9 protein-coding genes are annotated in these 20,220 nt (G+C 36.0%); 7 read left to right on the plus strand and 2 right to left on the minus strand.

Annotated features, from left to right (window positions below; genetic code table 11):
- The 4 genes from DF185_RS14385 to DF185_RS14400 all read left to right on the plus strand — a co-directional run bounded on the left by DF185_RS14385 (position 1) and on the right by DF185_RS14400 (position 13,127).
- Complete coding sequence (locus tag DF185_RS14385; protein ID WP_110361458.1) at positions 1–9,549, plus strand: T9SS type B sorting domain-containing protein; 9,549 nt, start codon at positions 1–3, stop codon at positions 9,547–9,549.
- A gap of 36 nt (positions 9,550–9,585) precedes the next feature.
- Positions 9,586–10,647, plus strand: a complete 1,062-nt coding sequence (locus DF185_RS14390) for a PorP/SprF family type IX secretion system membrane protein (protein ID WP_110361459.1) — start codon at positions 9,586–9,588, stop codon at positions 10,645–10,647.
- Positions 10,648–10,725: 78 nt separating this feature from the next.
- Positions 10,726–12,078, plus strand: a complete 1,353-nt coding sequence (locus DF185_RS14395) for a choice-of-anchor Q domain-containing protein (protein WP_110361460.1) — start codon at positions 10,726–10,728, stop codon at positions 12,076–12,078.
- Positions 12,075–13,127 carry an endonuclease/exonuclease/phosphatase family protein gene (locus DF185_RS14400; protein WP_110361461.1) on the plus strand — a complete coding sequence of 351 codons (1,053 nt, stop codon included), beginning with the start codon at positions 12,075–12,077 and terminating at the stop codon, positions 13,125–13,127. Before DF185_RS14395 ends, DF185_RS14400 begins: the two co-directional genes overlap by 4 nt.
- A gap of 212 nt (positions 13,128–13,339) precedes the next feature.
- On the opposite strand, the gene DF185_RS14405 is transcribed toward DF185_RS14400, so the two are convergent.
- A complete protein-coding gene (locus tag DF185_RS14405; protein ID WP_110361462.1) occupies positions 13,340–14,794 on the minus strand; it encodes a monomeric [FeFe] hydrogenase in 1,455 nt (484 codons plus the stop codon).
- 134 nt (positions 14,795–14,928) lie between these two features.
- Positions 14,929–16,350: a CCA tRNA nucleotidyltransferase gene (locus DF185_RS14410; RefSeq protein WP_110361463.1), complete on the minus strand. Its 1,422-nt coding sequence runs from the start codon at positions 16,348–16,350 to the stop codon at positions 14,929–14,931.
- 211 nt (positions 16,351–16,561) lie between these two features.
- Between DF185_RS14410 and trxA (DF185_RS14415) the strand changes: the two genes are divergently transcribed.
- The 3 genes from trxA (DF185_RS14415) to DF185_RS14425 all read left to right on the plus strand — a co-directional run bounded on the left by trxA (DF185_RS14415) (position 16,562) and on the right by DF185_RS14425 (position 20,196).
- Positions 16,562–16,924 (plus strand): thioredoxin, encoded by a 363-nt coding sequence (gene trxA, locus DF185_RS14415; RefSeq protein ID WP_110361464.1) that lies wholly within the window; start codon positions 16,562–16,564, stop codon positions 16,922–16,924.
- A 106-nt stretch (positions 16,925–17,030) separates the two neighbouring features.
- Complete coding sequence (trxA, locus tag DF185_RS14420; protein ID WP_110361465.1) at positions 17,031–17,468, plus strand: thioredoxin; 438 nt, start codon at positions 17,031–17,033, stop codon at positions 17,466–17,468.
- A 277-nt stretch (positions 17,469–17,745) separates the two neighbouring features.
- Positions 17,746–20,196, plus strand: a complete 2,451-nt coding sequence (locus DF185_RS14425; RefSeq protein WP_110361466.1) for a TonB-dependent receptor — start codon at positions 17,746–17,748, stop codon at positions 20,194–20,196.
- Positions 20,197–20,220: the final 24 nt, after the last annotated feature.

Consider the following 20,220-nt stretch of genomic DNA (forward strand, 5'->3'; position numbering starts at 1 on the left):
ATGAAAAGGTATGGTATACGCTTATTACTGTTAATATTATTACATACTGTTTATATTACTGCGGAAGCTCGTGATTTTTACTGGATTGGAGGATCAGGGAACTTTAATGATATTCAGCATTGGAGTGATCAGCCAGGGGGAAAAGTAAATCCTGATGCTTTATTGCCGGACAAGGATGATAATGTTTATTTCGACGAATTTTCATTCCCCGATCCAGGTGCAGAGGTTGTTATTACAAGTGTTGCTCGATGTGCGAATATGCATTGGGGAAATGTGAAGAACATGCCAACATTTAAAACTGATGACAATCCAGCACACTATCTTGTAATATATGGAGGTGTTACTTTTAGCAATCAAATGGTAATCGATCTTGATCGACCATTATATTTTCGTGCAAATACATTAGGTAATACTATTGATTTTGGGGGGAACACTTTCGATGGAGATCTTATTTTTGAAAACAATGGTGGATGGAGAATCACCAATACTTTAAATATTTTGGATAATGATATCCAATTCAAACAGGGAACTTTAAGTATTGAAGCGGAAATAAATTGTGGTAGAATTATTTCCAATACGACTATTTCACGAGAATTATACTTGAATTCTGCTACCATAAACTTGAATAAGCCAGGGGAGTCAGTATTCATCTTTCAAACAGATAACCTAAACATTGATGCAGGCAATTCCACAATTAATGTTTTATCAGATAACTCGAATATTGAAACATCGGGTAGTAAAATGATAGATTTTTATAATGTGATATTTTCTGGGAATTCAGGGGAGATTCTTAATACGAGTTTACGTGCCAATTTTAACAAACTAACGTTTCATAAAGATGGTAGTTTAAGTGGAGAAAATGATTTTCAGGAACTTGTATTTACAGAAGGTCAATCTTATACTATTAATGATGCTCAGAAAGTTCATATTCAATTTACAGCAATTGGACAATGTCATGCATTTATAAATATAACCGGTGGTGCTGTGGGCGGATTTATTTCAGCCGATGGTGTAGCTTTAGATCACTTAAAAGTTAGAAATGTAACGGCAACAGGTGTAGCTTTTAATGCAAGTAACTCATATGACTTGGGAGCTAATCTGGGCTGGACCTTTGGCGCTCCATCATCTGATGATTATACTTGGAATGGAGATGGAGGAGATAACAATTGGGGAAATCATGAGAACTGGGATAAAGATTGTGTTCCTTCTAGAAATAATAATGCAATTATTCCTAACGGTTTTACGGTGAATGTGAATGTTCCTGCAGAATGTAAGGATTTGGAAATTCAAGGAACATCAACATTAGAGGGAAATCAAAATTTGGAGATATATGCATCCTTAAAGGCTGAGGATGCCACCTGGGATTTTGATGGTCAAACCACATTGAAAGGGGGAGGCACGATTTCTTTAAATGCGACAATGTCAGGAATCTTAATAGTTGATGCCAATACGAATACTTATACACTGGGCACAGCACTGGATCTTATAAATGAATTACATTTGATTTCAGGAACATTAGATGCGGCTACTTTTTCGATTGATGTAAATCGATTTGTTTCGAATTCATCGGTGCCAAGGACATTGAATATTGAGAATGCGAAATTTGATATCAATGAAGGAGTATTGAAAGCTTGGCATGTTGAGGGAACAGGTTTTAACTTTTTAGGAACAGGATCAGAAATAACACTTTATCAAAGTGGAGCTGAATTTTATAATAATAATACCGATGGAATAACTTATGAGAAAGTTCTATTTCATCCTCAGGATAAGCAGGTATTTCTAACCAATGAGAATGCAACGGATTATCCTACATTTAAAGAGTTGATTTTTAAAGGGAGTGCGAAGCTTTCTGGGAATCATCAGTTTGAGAGTTTCACTCTGGCTGCAGGAAAAGATTATTTATTTCAGGCAGGAAGTACTCAAAGATTACTTACTAAAGATGGATTTGTTGCAGCAGGAACATGTGCGGATAATATTTCTTTGAGAGGAGATGGAGGAATTGCATCTATCGAGAGTGATGTGAATACTTCAAATGTTGAATGGGTGCGGGTAGAAGATCTAACTATAGAAGGTAATGTAGTTCCAAATGAAGGTGGCTTGAACGCTAGTAAATCTATTGGAGTTTCTAACTATGACGGGTGGAATTTTATTGATGATCTGACAGGTGGAGATGTTTATTGGACTGGTAATGTTAATGACAGTTGGTTTGAAGCTGGTAACTGGGATAAAGGTTGTATACCAACAAGAAAAGACAATGTTATTTTTGAGGATATTAAAGTTACAGGTAGTTCTGCAGTTAATATTTCACTTAGAGGACAGGTTGCTGAGTGTAATAACATGACTTGGAAAGATGCAACCAATATGACTTTTTCAGGAGATCAACCAATCAATATATTTGGAAGTCTTGTTATGTCAGGAATGGCAGTTGGTAAGAATTCATTTTCTGGAGAGATGAATTTTAAAGCTGAAAAAGATCCTCAAACTATTGATATTGGAGTGGTAGAATTAATGAGCGATCTTAATTTTACTGGAAATGAACAAGAAGATGGTAGTTGGAAAGCTGGTTCTTGGAGTATAAATTCAAATCTGATAACAACAGGTAAGATTGATTTGAAATATGGTGATTTATCTACCAATGGAAATGAAATTGGAGCCAAGGAATTTTATTCTAATTATGGTATAGATAATATACGTTCATTGAATTTGGCTTCGTCAATTCTTAAAGTTGAGAAATTTGAAGTTTCAGCAGAAGCATTTGCTCTTTCTGCAGGTACATCTGAAGTTCAATTGACCAAGGCGGGAGAGTTTATTGTTTCGACAGGTGATGAGGATTTAGCATTTTATAATTTGACTTTTGAAGAACCTACAGGAAATGCATATGTAGATATTTTCGCAGATGATGTAAGTTTTAATGAAATGGTATTCAATGGAAATACTTATTTCAGAAAACCAACTCCTTCAAAAATGAGTTTTGCGGCCAAGAGCATTCAAATGGCTGTAGGGAAAACCTATGTCTTTGAAAGTAGACAAGAGTATGAATTCGAGAATATAATTGCCAATGGAGCCTGTGAAGGAACAATCGATATTTCAGGTTCAGATTCTGATGCAGCAATTTTCAAAGCAAAATCAGGAGTAAAAGAAATAGAAGTAAATTCGGTTAATTTATTAAATGTTCATGCGGATCCAGAAAATGTATTTGTTGCAAAAGCATCATTGGATTTGGGTAATACAACAGGTTGGAAGTTTAAAGATGAACCTAAAGGAAGAGATTTATTCTGGATTAATGGCGAAGGAGATTGGGATGATCCAAATCATTGGGCAACCTCTTCTGGTGCTGCCGCTTCTGGTGGTGTAGCAGATGGTTGTGTGCCAACTGCTAAGGATAATGTTTTTTTCGATGTAAATTCGTTTACAGGTTTTGATCAGAATGTTAGAACAGGTTCAGGAGATATCCGTTGTAGAACAATGGATTGGACAGGATCGGAAACAGCTCGACCTAATTTTATAATGGGAGATACTGATATCTCAGGTGTTTACATTTATGGTTCTTTCATACTTAATAATACATTGGAAATTGATCTGTCTCCAATGGTTAACTTCTATTTTAGGGCAACTGAAGCACAAAACATTAATGCATTTGGTTATGTATTCCCAAATGTTGTTGAATTCGACGGAAAAGATGGAGTTTGGACAATGAACTCTGATTTTCAAACAGAAGGAGATTTGTTTATACGTCATGGGAAATTAATAGCTAATGGAAATTTAGTTGAATGTAAAAGTTTAACTTCAATTGAAACTCCAGCAGGAATAAACTCGAGAGGATTAGATATTAAAAATTCAAACTTGATAATAAATGGTAGCGAAGATGTTTCGGGACGTTCGATTTATATAAATTTTGCAGAAGAGGCCTTTGAGCAAGGATTTGAATTTCTTACGGAAAATAGTACAGTTAGATTAAAAGATATTGCTGATGTTATTTTGTTAGGATCCACTTTAAATAGTGTATCATTTAATGAGATAATATTTGAAAAAGGAGGAGAATTAAATGGTGGATTCTCTGGATTAGAAGTATATGCATCACATTTGTTATTCGAAGGAGATGGTATTGTAAAGGGTAAGAAAAATTCCTTCGGAACTCTTGAATTGGCAAGAGGTTTTGAATACAAACTGGAAAAAGGCAGAACCATTACAATAGATAGATTACTTGTTGAAGGTAGCTGTTTTGCTCCAATATATTTGCATTCCACTAAAGAAGGCATTGGAAATGAGACGTTTATCGTTGCAAAAAATGATGTGAATGGTAATTTCTTAGAATTAAAAGATATTCATGCAGATGTTTCTGGTGGTATAAAATACATTGCAAGCAACTCTTTCGATTTGGGCAACACAAATGGTTGGACTGTGGATGGAGCAATTGCTCCTATAGCATTATACTGGACTGGGAATGGTGCAGATGATAATTGGAACAATCATGAAAACTGGAGTAGAGCAATTGATGGTAGCGAAGAGGGGTGTGTGCCAACAATTAATGATGATGTATTCTTTACATCTAACTCATTCTTTGGTAGTAAATTGGTAGAGTTAACTGCAGATGCCAAATGTCATAGCATGACATGGAATGATGATATTGATCCGGATGCAAGCTTTTCTGTTACTGCGAAATTGCAAATGGGAGGTTCTATGGATCTGGCCAATAGCATGACTTTGGATATGCAGGGGACGTTCGAATTTATTGGTGACGGATTAACTGATGTTAAAAATGTAGACTTCGCCAATAAAAATCTGGATGGTGATATTCGATTTGTTGGAAAGGATCAATCTTGGATTTGGCAGACAGGTTTTGTTACTTCTGGAAATTTAGAAATAGATGAAGGTTCCGTTTCTACTCGAGGTTTCGATTTTACCGTGAATCAATTCAAGTCATTGTCATTACACGATTCTGATGCAGTTCGTTCTTTCGATATGACAAATTCGATTGTTAAAGTAACTTCCAATAATATTACAAGTTGGAGTATGATAATGAATACTACAGGAGGTTTAACTTTCACAAGTACAGATTCATACATTACTTTTGAAAATGGAGGAGGTATCTATTGTAAAACTGATGGTGAAGTTCGTTTCGGATTTGTGGATTTTGTTGATAATGGGATTATTAATATTACAAGTGGAGCAGATACAGAAAAAGGATATTTTGGTTCTGTAAGATTTATGGAAGAAGGAAAGATTTTTGGAAATACTGAATTTCTAAATCTTGAATTCACATTGGGTTACGAGAACAATACCATTGAGTCAGGAAAAACAGTAACTGTTGTGAATGATTTAAAAATGGAAGGTGTTCGTTGTTCATACGTTTTTCTACGAGCAAGTACACCTGGAGTTCGCGCAACACTTCACAAACCTGTTGATACTTTTGATAAAATTTACAATTCGTCTTTTACTGATATTCAAGGAACTACAGGGTCCGGTGCTATTGATCACCAAGTAAAATACCATTATGATGGTGATAACTCTACTGGTTTTGTTTTATACAATGATCCTAGTGGCGAAGAAAATCCTCCTTCATTTGAAGAAAGTTTTGATAAACCAAGAGAAGAATGGTGTAGTGATGTTGCTGTGCTTGACCATGTTGAAGGATTTCCAATAAATAGTTCAACTACTTTTCAATGGTATTATAGTGTTGATGGAACAGTTGGTACTTATAATGAATTGGATGGAGAAACCAATGCAGTAATCAAAGTTGATAAAAATGGGTTCTATAAAGTTGAAGTTCGATATGGAAAAAACACTGTAGCCGCAGATGGAACAGATTGTAAAATTGAATCAACAATCGAAGTTGCATTGGGAGAAGTTTCTACAGTTTCATTGGAAATTACTGCCAACAATGTAAAATGTTTTGGTCAGAGTAATGGACAAGTAATCGCAACTGTTAAAAAGAATGCAACAGGAAATTATCCTGATTATACATTTTTCTGGAAATCAGAATCTGGTAAAGATGTAGATTCTGCTGACGATAGTGCAAATTGGACAAGTACAGCTTTTGGTCTTGAACCAGGAAAATATTACGTAACTGTTGCTGATGGTAAAAAATGTGAGTTCGATACGATTGTTAATGTTTTTGATGCTTATGAATTATTAATAGATAATATCGATACGAAGGATCTTTCTTGTTACACAGTTCATGATGGAGAAATTTTGATTGATGCTTCTGGAGGAACGGGAAGTTTATCCTATTATATGGATAACAATTTACAGGCAAGTGAAAATATTACCGGATTGGAATCTGGCGATTATAAAGTTTTCGTACAAGATGGAAATAATTGTAAAACTACAGAAGAAGATGTAGTGATAAATTCTAATCCGGAATTAATTGTTGATTTGAATGGTTTGGATCTCAAATGTTTTGGAGATAAGAATGGTGAATTTACTCCAGCTGTAACTGGTGGAGTTTCAGATTATTCGTATGCATGGTCTGGACCGGATGGATATGCATCTACAGATTCTAATATTTCTGGATTGGCTGGAGGACTGTATAAATTAACAGTCACAGATAAGGTTGGGTGTGTTGCATCTAAGGATCAGGAACTGAACGAGCCAACGGAACTTATTGCAGAAGAGTTAGTTGTAGATGATGCCAGCTGTCATGGAGAGAAGTCAGGTGAAATATTTGTAGTGGGAGGACAGGGTACTCCAGATTACCGCTATTTCCTTGATGGTGTGGAAGAAAGCACTGGTATATTCAAGAGTTTAGCCCCTGAGAATTACGTATTACGAATCCTTGATGCCCATGGGTGTATATTCGAGAAAGAAATTACTGTAAAGGAGCCAAACAAAATTGGATTTGTAATTGCGGATAAAGTTTTGCCTTCTTGTGAAAAATCTGAAGATGGAATTATTCATGTTACACCTTATGGTGGAAATGATGGTTATACCTATACATGGTCAGGTCCGAATGACTACAAATCATATGAGCAAAATATTGAAAATCTAGTTTCGGGTAAATATGCATTACAAATTTCGGATAAGAAAAATTGTTCAAAAACGGACACTGTAAAATTAGATTTCGGGCTTAGTCTTCAGCTTGGTGTTGTAGTGGAACAACATGTTGAAAAGGCCGGAACAGATCAGGGAATTTTGGCATTGGAATTATTTGAAGGAACAATGCCTTACACTTTTACAGTCACCGGACCAAGTGGAACATTTAGTAGTCCTGATAATTTTGATGAAAATTATTACTTGATTGAAAATTTGGCGGCTGGGGTTTACAAAGTTGTTGCCACTGATGCATTATCTTGTACTACTGTTGAAAAGTCGGTGATTATTGAAGGTCCGGGACAAGTGTTTGCTTATATTGATCAAGTGAAACCGATCGGTTGTATTGGTTCTTCGGATGGTGAATTGGAAGCTGTTGTTGGTGGAGGATCAGGAACTTATACTTATTCATGGTCTGGTCCATCGGGTTATTCTGGAAGTGGAAAGAATATATCTGGTTTAGAACCAGGAACTTATTCACTTACCGTAAGTGATGGTGGAAATTCGGCAAATGCTGCATATGAACTTTTACCTGCTGATCCTATTATTGTTAGTGTTAAAAATTTTAAAAATGTAAGTTGTTACCAGGCGGCTGATGGAGAAATTGAATTATTAGTAGATACTGGAGGAGCTGATTATACAGTTGAGTGGACTAATGATTTGGGTAAAGGATTTTTATCTTCGGCTAAGAAGATTATGAATCTGGAACCGGGTATGTATACCTATACAGTTACAACATCAAAAGGATGTAATGTTTCGGGTAATCAGCAGATTACAGAACCGTCTGATTTGAATATAATTGCTAGTAGTACCGATATTAGTATAGAAGGAGAGCGTGATGGAGTTGTTACTGCAAATTTTGGTGGAGGAACTGCACCATATACAGTTTTGATTTCTGGACCGAAAGGTTATTCTCATGCCGAGCTTGACAATACATCAGGAACAGTTTCAGTCAATGGACTGGAAATGGGAGTTTACGAAGTTGCAGTTATTGATGCCAATGGTTGTAGAATTGAGGATGTTACAAAGGTACATGAACCAACAAAATTGTTACTTTACACTACTTCGGTAACACACATTACTTGTCCAGGAGGTACTGAAGGAGCTATAAATCTGGAGGTTGAAGGAGCTAGTGATCCTGCAAATCTTACATTTTCTTGGTCTGGAGACAATCACTTTAGGAGTAATGACAAGGATATAAGTGATTTAAGTGCAGGCACTTATAAAGTTACAGTGCATGATTCAGGTGGTGATCCTGGATATGAAGAGCAAAGTTTGGTAATTGTTGTGAAAGAGCCTGATATACTGGAGGTTGAGATGAATGCTAGGGATGTCTCATGTCCTGGAATGAATGATGGGTATATTAATATTCAACCTAAAGGAGGAACACCTGGCTATAGTTATACTTGGTTAGGAACTGGAGTTGATGTGAATAAGGAGGATCAGGAAAATTTAGCTCCTGGTATATATACAGTAAATATTACAGATTTAAATGGTTGTAAATCAAAAGATATTGAAATAGAAATTACTGAACCAGAGCGACTCATGGTTACTGTTGGAGATAGTAAAGATCCTACTTGTTATGGTTTGGAGAATGGTTGGATTCAATTAGATATCAGTAATGGGACAGAACCGTACATTATTGACTGGGATAACTACGGTAGTGTAACCCAGCGTATTGAGGAATTAACTAGAGGTGTATATGACTATACGGTTATTGATAATAACGGCTGTAGTGAAAATGGTTCATTTACTTTAAATCAACCAGATACTTTAATAGCTGAGATTAATGATTTTACCGATGTTCTTTGTCACGGAGATGGAACGGGAAGAGCATTGGTTGAGATAACTGGTGGAACTCCAGATTATAAAATTCTTTGGTCTGATGGGCAGGATTCCGCAGAGGCTACTGATCTTAAGCTAGGAACATATGAAGTTTCAGTTGTTGATGCTCAGGGATGTACGGATATTTCGGAGGTAGATATATTCGAGCCTGAACCATTGATGGCGGATGTTGAGGTAATTAGATCAACGACCTATGATGCAATGGATGGAGCCATTGGCGTAAATATATCTGGTGGTGTTAAAGATTATTCCTATAGTTGGCTCAAGGATGATTTATCCTTAGGTTTTACATCCGAAACAATTGAGGATATTGACAGAGGAGTATACAAGTTGGAGTTGATAGACGCCAATAATTGTCCTTTGGATACGACAATAGTGGTTGAATATCTTTTCGAACGAAGAATTCGAATACCAAAGGCATTTACTCCAAATTCAGATGGTTACAATGATTATTGGGATATAGAGAGGATTGAATTTATCCAGAATCTGAAGATTGTTATTTATGACCGTTGGGGTAAAGCTGTTTATAAATTTGCAGGTACTGGTAACGAATATAAAGGTGAACCATGGAAGGGTAACGATGGTAGTGTAAAACTGCCAATTGGATCGTATTATTACGCGGTGGAGGTTGAGGATGAAAAGCCAATGATGGGTACCGTAACCATTCTGAGATAGTAAAATAGAACTTTAAAACCTGACCATTATAATCTAATGAGAAGAACATTAATTTTATTAGGTATTCTCTTGCTTGGAATTTTTCAAGTTAAAGCGCAACAATTGCCTCTTTACAGTCAGTATGTAGAGAATGGATTCTTGCTAAATCCTGCTATGGCAGGGAGTAGGATGTATTCGCCATTGCGATTAAGTTTAAGGCAACAATGGGCTGGTGTTGAAGGTGCTCCTGAAACACAGGCGTTAAGCTTTAATAAGAATTTAGGGGACAAATGCACTACATGTAATGTGATGGGGAATCCGCTTGCACGCAGAAACAAACAGCGTGGTGTTGGTGTTGGAGGTTACTTTTTTAATGACAAATATGGGGCTGTATCTCGCACAGGACTTGAGCTTTCTTATGCATACCATTTACAATTAAACCGACGTCGATATGGCAAGGCAGGAACGAAGCTTTCGTTCGGATTGGGAGGTGTGTTTTACCAGTATAAATTTGATGGACGTGACATCCCCGTAAATGACCCTCTTTATACGGGATCCGATATGGTTACTTACGTGCCAGACGCCAATTTTGGAGTTTATTTATACAATGATGATTATTTTATTGGTTTTTCTGCAGCTCACCTTTTCGAATCTTCGGTAAAGCTTGGTGATAACATTTACACCGATAATATCATGATGCGTCATTTTTACGGTACTGCTGGTTATACTTTCCATTTAATGGATTTAATAGATCTAGAGCCATCTGTAATTGTGAGAAAAACCATGAATTCAGATCTATATTACGATGCAACATTGAAGTTATACATCAATCATTTCTGGATGGCAGCATCATATCGATCAAACGATCAAATTGTTGGTATGGTTGGAGTAAGTTACAATCAGTATTATATCGGGTATTCTTACGATCATTACACCAATAATTTAATAGCCGATAGTAGTGATGGAACTCATGAAATTACCTTGGGAATTAACTTTGACATTCCGAACAAAATGAAGCGTGAAAGTAGAATGCGTGAAAGAAGGGCGGCTGATAGAAACTTTAGTAAGACCAAGACACAACGTCATAAGAGAAAAAGCAAAAACTATATTTTCTTTTAGGCTAAAAATAAATTTAGATCCGGTAGAATACATAACTACCGGATTTTTTTTATCTTCAAATTCCTAAACAATAACTCTATGCGCAATATTTTATCTCTACTATGCTGTTTAAGCTTTACTCTTGTAATTTTCTCTTGCGATAATGAAGATGGTTTAAATACTGACCCTAATTTTCGTGTTAGTTTTTCAGTAGATACACTAAAATTTGATACATTGCTTACTGGATTTGGATCAACAACCAAGCAGTTTAAGGTATATAACAAATCATCAAAAAAAGTAAATCTGCAAGAGATCTATTTGCAGGATGCGAATTCACCATATCGACTTAATGTAAATGGAACAGCTGAAGAACGATTTGCAAATGTAGAAATAGGAGCAAATGATAGTCTTTTCGTATTTGTGGAGGTCGATTTAGCGCCTAAAGATACCGATCAAGCCGTTTTATTGGAAGATATTTTGGTGTTTAATGTGAATAATAACCTTCAAGGGATAATTTTAAGCACCTGGAGCCAAGATGTAGTCTTAATTGAGGAAGATATAGTCAATTCACAAAATTGGACGGGAAAACGTCCCTATTTGATTAATAAGCAAGTTTCGATTTCGGAGAATACCGAGCTTGTTTTGGAAGAAGGAACAACTGTATATTTCGGAAAGAATGGAGGATTAGATGTACATGGAACTATAAAAGCAGAAGGAAGCTTTGAAAAACCTGTTTATTTTGGAAGTTCTCGATTAGAGGAATTGTATAAAAATGTGCCAGGTCAATGGAATGGAATTTATATTCATGAAAGCAGTAAGTCAAACCAATTGAGTCATTTTATTCTGGAAGATGGGATTAATGGGATTCTGTATGCTGGCAATAATGGGGAATTACAATTAGAATATGGCATCATCAGAAACTTTACCGAAAATGGAATTGCCATTACAAACGCTAGTCTTCATGCACACGATTTGTTAATGGTAAATTGCGGTGACGAATGTTTAAAAGTTGAGGATGGTGAGCTTAACTTATTTCACTCGACACTCTACAATGCCTGGAATTTTGATATAAGAACCGCCCCGACTATTCAGCTTGTAAACACTTCGGAGTACAATTCTAATATGGGCAATTGCATAGTATGGGGAGTACATAGCGACGAGTTTGTTACTGATAATACATCAGGACTAAAAATAGAAAATACCCTCTTAAAACTGAGCAATTCGCTTCAAGATGAATATGCCACTCTATTCTCAGACTGCATTTTTAATGAGAATCCTGGATTCGTCTCCATTGAAGAGAAAAATTACGCACTTAGTGAAACCTCTCCGTGTATAAATACAGGGAAACTTGAGATTGGAACGAAGTATCCTAATGACCTTCTGAATAACTCAAGAACTGATGATTCAACTCCAGATATGGGAGCTTTTGAGTTTAAGGATAATCAGGAATGAAAAGAATATACCTTGCCATTTTTCTGTTTCTAATGGGTTTTTATGCCTCTGCACAATCTATATTGGAAGGAAGGGAAGAGAACAAGCGTGGTGATTTTAGAGCAATGTTTTACAATGTGGAAAATTGCTTCGATTGTTTTGATGATAGCCTAAAACTGGATAATGAGTTTTTGCCAAATGGAGTAAGACATTGGAATTGGGAAAAGTATCAAAAGAAAGTCAATAGAATATCGAAAGTGATAATGGCTGCAGGTGGCTGGGAATTTCCTGATATTATAGGCTTGTGTGAAATCGAAAATCGTTTTGTACTTGAAGGCATCTTTAAATTCGGTCATTTGAATCAAATTGGTTACCGAATCATTCATAGAGAATCTCCAGATAGAAGAGGAATTGATCTTGCCTTGATGTATCAGCCTGAAGTTTTTCATCCATTGGATACTTCCTTTTTTCAATTGGTTTACAATGGAGAAAAAGAATCAACTACCCGCGAGATTTTATACGTAAAAGCAAAGTTGCATAGCAGCGATACATTGCATGTTTTTGTAAATCATTGGCCATCACGTTGGGGAGGACAGCTTGAATCGGAGCACAAGCGCATTTCGGCTGCAAAATTGCTAAGACAAAAAGTAGATTCAATTTATTTGCAATCGCCAAAGGCAAATGTGCTTATTATGGGAGATTTCAATGATTATCCAGAGAATGAATCCATAAAAAAGACTTTAGGAGCTGATGGAGTTGCTGGTGAATTTAAGAATCAGCAATTGTATAATTTAGCGAATGCTTTTGTGAAAAATGGAAGTATTGGTAGTCATAAATACCAAGGAAAGTGGGGAATGTTGGATCAGTTTATTGTTTCGGGATCATTGATGAATAAATCTGCCGTATTGTATTGCAACAAAGATGGAATGAGTGTATTTGCACCCGATTTTTTATTGGAAAAAGATGAAACTCATTTTGGGCTAAAACCTTACCGAACGTTTGTGGGCTACAAGTACCATGGAGGATTTAGCGATCATTTACCCATTATTCTTGACCTTTGGAGAAAATAATATTGATCAATAGCGGTAGAAGGCTGCACATTTTATAATGTGCTTAAATTCAACTATAAGTGCTTGTTTAAAAATCCTAATGCAGTAATGATTGGTTTCTAAGGCAGAAACCTTCTATTTCTGGTGCAGAAACCGTCCCTTTCTGGTGCAGAAACTATGAGTTTCTAGTGCAGAAATGAATAGTTTCCGCACTAGAAATATTTTTAACGATATTAATCCTCTAAACTTTCAATTAAAGCCGCAAGATTTTTTTCGTAAAGTCTGCTTCCTGTTTTAGGATCGAAGTTAGAACTTGGTCCGGCAATACAACCACCTTCGCAAGCCATTACTTCAACAAAGTTTCCACTGGTTTTACCAGTTTTTCCAAAAGCCTTCAGCATTTTAATCTTTTTCTTATCCAAACCATTTACAATTACTGGTTTGATATTAACGTAAGGCTTAACTTCTAAAACCGATTGTGCCACACCACCGCTGGCAGCATAAGCTCTACCATGATTCAAAATGCTTTTGTCCAAAAGTAGAGGTTCTTCCTTGCTAATTTCAATTTTCCAACCGTGGAATAGAGCCGAAAGTTCTTCGAATGTCATTACGTAATCAACATTAGGATCTTTCATTCCTTCACGACGCTTGGCAATACAAGGACCTATAAATACAATTTTTGCATTAGGATATTTTTCTCTTGCAATTTCAGCGGCATAGTACATCGGACTTTTGGTTTCCGAAACATATTTCTGAATTTCAGGAATGTGCTTTTCGGTTGCTGAAACATATGCAGGACAACAAGAAGTAGTCATAAATGGAGCTTTGTCTTCCAATCGTTCCAATAATTCATCAGCTTCTCTTTCCGTGGTTACATTTGCGCCTTTTGCAACTTCAATTACATCACAAAAACCTAATTGTTTGATAGCTCCTAAAACGGTATCGGTAGTCGATTTAAATTGGCCAATAACAGCAGGTGCAACAATGGCAATGGTTTCTGTTTCTTCATCTTTTATGGATTTCATTACATCCACAATTTGTGAATTCTCCATGATCGATCCGAATGGACAAGCGGTGATACATTTACCACAATCAATACATTTGTCTTCATCAATTTGCTCGATACCATACTGATCTTTTGAAATTGCACCAACAGGACAAGCATTTTCGCAAGGAACCGGCATGAATATAATTGAGTGATAAGGACACACATTCATACAAATACCACAGTTGATACAAGTTTTAGGATCGATTTGTGCCTGACCATTAGCATTCCAGCTAATTGCATCTTTTGGACAGTTCATCATACATGGATGAGCAACACAACCTTTACAAAGGTTGGTAACGATGTATGAGTTTTTTACACATGAAGTACAAGCTTCATCAACAACTGTAAGAATTTTGTTGATTGGATTTTTTCTCTCCAAAGCTTCTTCTGCATATTCAGCAAGGGTTTTTAATTCATCGCGATCATCTTCCAATTCAAATCCCAAAAGCGGAATTAATTTTTCTTTAACGATAACACGTTCTTTAAAAACACAACATCTATCAAGATCTTGTTTTCTTCGAGGTGCCATTTCTAAAGGAATTCGATCTAATCCTTCTTTAAATTTTCCTTCATTAAAAAGTTCTGCCATTTTCGATAACAGATCTCTTCTGATAATCATTGTATTATCAACGTAGGCCATTTGGTGTATAATTATAAATAGTGAGATTGCTTAATTGCCGCAAAAGTAGATATTATGTCGAGCCTATCAAGTGCTGTTTAACAAACTCTAATAGGTTTTATAACAGAAAAAAAAAGTCCGGAAATATTTCCGAACTAATTATTCTTTTTTTTGCCAACTGGTTCAAGCCCCAGTTCTTTGCCTTTTTTAATCATGTAGTCATAGGCTGCTTCTCTTTCGTTTGGAATAATTCCATCAAGAATGGCATCTTTTATGGCTACTTTTATATCGCCAATGGTTTTGCAAGGTGATAAATTAAATGTGTCTATGATCTCTTGCCCATCAATCGGAGGTTGGAAATTTCGAACAGCATCTTTTTCTTCAACTTCTTTCAGCTTTTTTCGAACCAATTGGAAGTTATCCAGGAATCGTTTTACCTTTTCTTCATTTTTAGATGTGATATCTGCCTCACACAATTTCATCAATTCATCAATATCATCACCAGCATCAAAAAGTAATCTTCGAACAGCAGAATCGGTTACTTCTTCCTGTGCCAACACAATTGGTCGCATGTGCAGCAATACCATCTTCTGAACAAATTTCATCTTCTCATTCAAAGGCAATTTCATATTCTTGAAAATGCGAGGAACCATTTTTTCACCAACAAAATTGTGAGCATGGAAAGTCCAGCCTATTCCTTTCACAAACTTCTTAGTATTAGGTTTGGCAATATCATGCAATAGTGCCGACCAACGAAGCCATAGGTTGTCGGAGTATGGTACCAACTGATCTAAAACCTCAAGAGTATGATAAAAATTGTCTTTATGGCTAATTCCGTTTCGGGTTTCTCTACCTTTTAGCCTTTGAAATTCAGGGAATATGATTTTCAATAAACCACATTCTTCAAGCAATTTAAAACCGATAGAAGGTTTTGCCGACATTACAATTTTATTCAATTCCTCAATAATACGCTCCTTGGAAATGATATGGATTCTCTCCTTATTTTCTTTGATCGCATTAAAAGTGACATCGGAAATTTTAAAATTTAACTGTGTTGCAAATCGAATTGCACGCATCATTCTTAAAGGATCATCAGAGAATGTAATCATCGGATCCATTGGTGTTTTAATGATTTTACTATTCAAATCATCAATGCCTCCAAAAGGATCCAAAAGTTCACCAAAATTGTCTTTGTGTAGACTTAAAGCAAGAGCATTAATGGTAAAATCTCTTCTTTTCTGGTCATCCTCTAAACTGCCATTTTCGACAATTGGTTTTCTGGAATCTCTATTGTATGATTCTTTCCTGGCACCTACGAATTCTATTTCAAGATCTTTGAATTTTAGCATTGCAGTACCAAAATTCTTAAAGATGGATACTTTAGGATTACCAGCTTTGGCGGCAACTTTTTGAGCCAAATCAATACCGCTGCCTATTACAACAACATCAATATCTTTCGAACCACGATTCAAGAATATATCTCTTACAAAGCCACCAATAACGTAACTTTCAAGATTTTCTTTTGTCACAATTTCAGATATGATTGAAAATATAGGATGTTTTAAATGTTCTTTCACTTCTTCGATTAATCAGATAACCTGTAATCAGGTTGTTACTATGCGAAGGGCTGTGTATGACAGACCGACTGTTTAATTTGCTGACAAAATTACAATTAATTAAGGGGATTATGAAAATTCATAGAAAAATTGCCTTTGGTATGCTAATTGTTTGATAAAAACATATAGATTTGTAGATATATAAAGTAATAAATTAATTTAGGAGTTAGTTATGGTAGAGCATTTAACGAAAGAGACATTCAAAGAGAAAGTGTTTGATTTCGAAAATAATAAAGATTGGAAATTTGAAGGGAATAAACCATGTTTGGTTGATTTTTATGCCGATTGGTGTGGACCTTGTAAAATGGTGGCTCCAATTCTAGAAGAATTAAAAGCCGAATATGGCGATGATCTGGATATTTATAAAATAGATACAGAAAAGGAGCAAGAACTTTCTGCCATGTTTGGAATTCAAAGTATTCCATCACTTTTATTCATTCCGAAAGATGGGCAACCGCAAATGGCACAAGGAGCTCTTTCAAAAGAAAATTTCAAGCAAGCTTTTGCCGAAGTTTTAAAAGTAGATGCTAAATAGTTGTTAATGGTTAGTGATCCGATACATTTAAAGGTAAATTGTTATTAGCTTTAAAGCGATTATGAAGTTGTAAAGAAGGTGGTGAACATCTTATAAAAAAGAGAAAATGAAGAAATTATTGATGATATTGTTGGTTGCCTTTATCGGTATCAACAGTTATGCACAATCAAATACTGCAAAAGTGATTCACTTGGATGATGACACATTTAAGAAAAAAGTGTTTGATTACACAAAAGGAGGAGATTGGATATTCGAAGGAGACAAACCCGTAATTGTTGATTTTTATGCCGATTGGTGTGGTCCATGCAAGCGCATTGCACCAATATTAAAAGAGTTGCAGAAGGAATATGGTGATGCCATTCAAATTTATAAAGTAGATACGGATATGTCGCCTGCAGTTTCGTCCGCTTTTGGCATTAAAAGTATTCCATCATTACTTTTTGTTCCGATGAAGGGCAAACCAACTATGGCTCAGGGAGCATTGCCTAAAGAGACATTTGTAAAAGCAATTGATGATGTTTTGGGTGTGAAAGCCCCAAAATAATTATAGGATAGAGTAGTTTTAATAGTTTAAGATTAAGAAGTCGGCTTTTTGCCGACTTTTTTGTTTTTGCTAGTTTTCGGATTATCTTTGCGGCAAATCACAGTGGGGTGCCTTATTGTAAACAGGCTGAGATCATACCCTTTATGGTATATTTAGAAAGTGCCATTGAACCTGATCCGGGTAATGCCGGCGTAGGAAAATTGCGAGCTAACTTTTCGCCAATCTGATCTTAACAATACCTCATTGCAATATTTTATTAACGTTTAATTATTACACAATGTTGAAGAAACAACTAAACTCTGTGTTGCGCAGAGCTACTCTGTTAATTGTATTGCAATTTGTTTGCTTTATCGGATTTTCTCAATTCAATTTGAATGGGAAGGTTACGGATAAAAGTGGAGATGCTCTACCAGGAGCGACAATTGCAGTGAAAGGAACTTATTTGGGAACTGTTACCAATTCATATGGTGAGTATCAGTTTACAAACTTAAAAGCGGGAGAATACAAATTTGTGATCTCTTTTTTAGGATATGAAACAAAAGAAAGTACTGTAAAGCTTACAGAATCAAAGAATTTAGATTTTAAATTAAATCCAACTGCCATAATGGCCGACGAGGTGATTGTTGCAGCAACAAGAGCAGGAAACAAAGCTCCTGTAGCAGTTACCAATTTGGGTGGAGAAGAGGTTCGAAAGCAAAATACAGGTCAGGATATTCCTTACCAGTTAAGCTTGACGCCTTCTTTGGTTGAATCATCAGAAGCTGGTAACGGTGTTGGTTATTCAGCTCTTCGTATTCGTGGAACGGATGCTTCTCGTATTAACGTGACTATAAATGGTGTGCCATTGAATGATTCAGAATCGCAAGGAGTATTTTGGGTAAATATGCCAGACTTTGCTTCATCGGTTGATAATATTCAAATTCAGCGTGGAGTTGGAACATCTACCAATGGTGCAGCGGCTTTTGGTGCTACCATTAACTTTCAAACCGAAACGGTAAATGCAGAACCTTATGCCGAAGTTCAAAGTGTAGGAGGTTCTTTCAATACTTTCCGTAATACTTTTAAAGCTGGAACGGGCTTAATTAATGGGAAATTTAGTTTTGATGCTCGTTATTCAAGATTAAAATCTGATGGATATGTTGACCGTGCATTTTCTGATCATGAGTCATTTTTTGCAAGTGGTACCTACTATACTGAAAGAAGCATGTTGAAATTCAACATCATTTCGGGAGATCAAAAAACAGGAATCAGCTGGTGGGGAAATCCAAATATCAACACCGATGATCCAGATGATTATGAAGACAGAAGATATAATCCAGCTGGAGAGTATACCGATGAAAATGGGGTGAAAAGATATTACGACAATCAGACGGATAACTACAAACAAACGCATTATCAGTTATTCTATTCACAGGAATTGACTTCGAACCTGAATTTGAATGCAGCATTGCACTACACAAAGGGGAAAGGATATTACGAGCAGTACAAAGAAGATGAGAAATATTCTGAATACGGATTGGATAACCTTGTAATTGGAGGTGAAACCATTGAAGAAACTGATCTTACTCGCCAAAAATGGTTGAAGAATGATTTTTACGGATTTACCTATTCGTTAAATTATAAAAAGAACAGAATCGATGCATCATTTGGTGGTGCCTGGAATCGCTATGATGGTGATCATTTCGGTAATATTCTTTGGGCTCAAAATGGTGGAGTTCCTAATGGACATCAATGGTATTTGAATACTGGAGAGAAGACCGATTACAATGCATTTGCCAAGATGAATGTTGAATTAAGCGATAAATTAAATGCTTACGGAGATATTCAGTATCGTCATATTTCTTACGATATGGATGGTAACGATGATGATCGTTTGCCATTGGTTCAGGAGCATAAATTCGACTTCTTCAATCCTAAAGTTGGATTGTATTATACCCTTAACGATAGAAACTCAGCTTATGCATCATTTGGTGTAGCTCACCGTGAGCCTACTCGTGCAAACTTTAAAGATGCCAAAGGCGATCCAAGTTCATATCCTGTTGATGAGTCATTATTTGACTATGAGTTGGGGTATAACTACAAATCGAAAAATGCTACTTTCGGAATTAATCTATACTACATGTACTATCGTGATCAGTTGGTACCAACAGGCGAAAAGAATAGTGTAGGTTACGATATCATGACAAATGTAGATAAGAGTTACCGTGCAGGTGTTGAGTTGATTTGGGGTGTACAAATTCTACCAAATTTAAAATGGGATGCTAACCTTACTTTAAGTCGCAATAGAATTAAAGACTTTGTAGAGTATGCAACTTACTACGATGAAAATTGGAACGAAGAGTACAAAGGGAAAGAGCTAGGAAATACCGACATTAGTTACTCTCCAGAAACAGTAGGTAGCAGTATTATAACATGGACTCCAACCAAAGGTTTCGATGTAAGTTTTGTAAGCAAATATGTAGGCGAACAGTATTTTGACAATACATCGAGTGTAGATCGAAAATTGGATGATTACAATGTTCACAACTTAAGATTGAACTACAGTATCAAACCAAACTGGATGAAAGAAATTGCTTTCCAATTGAGCATTAACAATGTGTTCGATACCAAATACGAAAACAATGGATATGGTGGAAACTGGTTTGAGCAAGGTGTTGAGAAAACTTGGAGATACTATTATCCACAAGCAGGAACAAATGTTCTGGCAGGTGTGACATTACGATTTTAATATGACATTTGTAGAGACGTACGG

It is taken from the genome of Marinifilum breve (assembly GCF_003202155.1).
Lineage (GTDB): Bacteria > Bacteroidota > Bacteroidia > Bacteroidales > Marinifilaceae > Marinifilum > Marinifilum breve.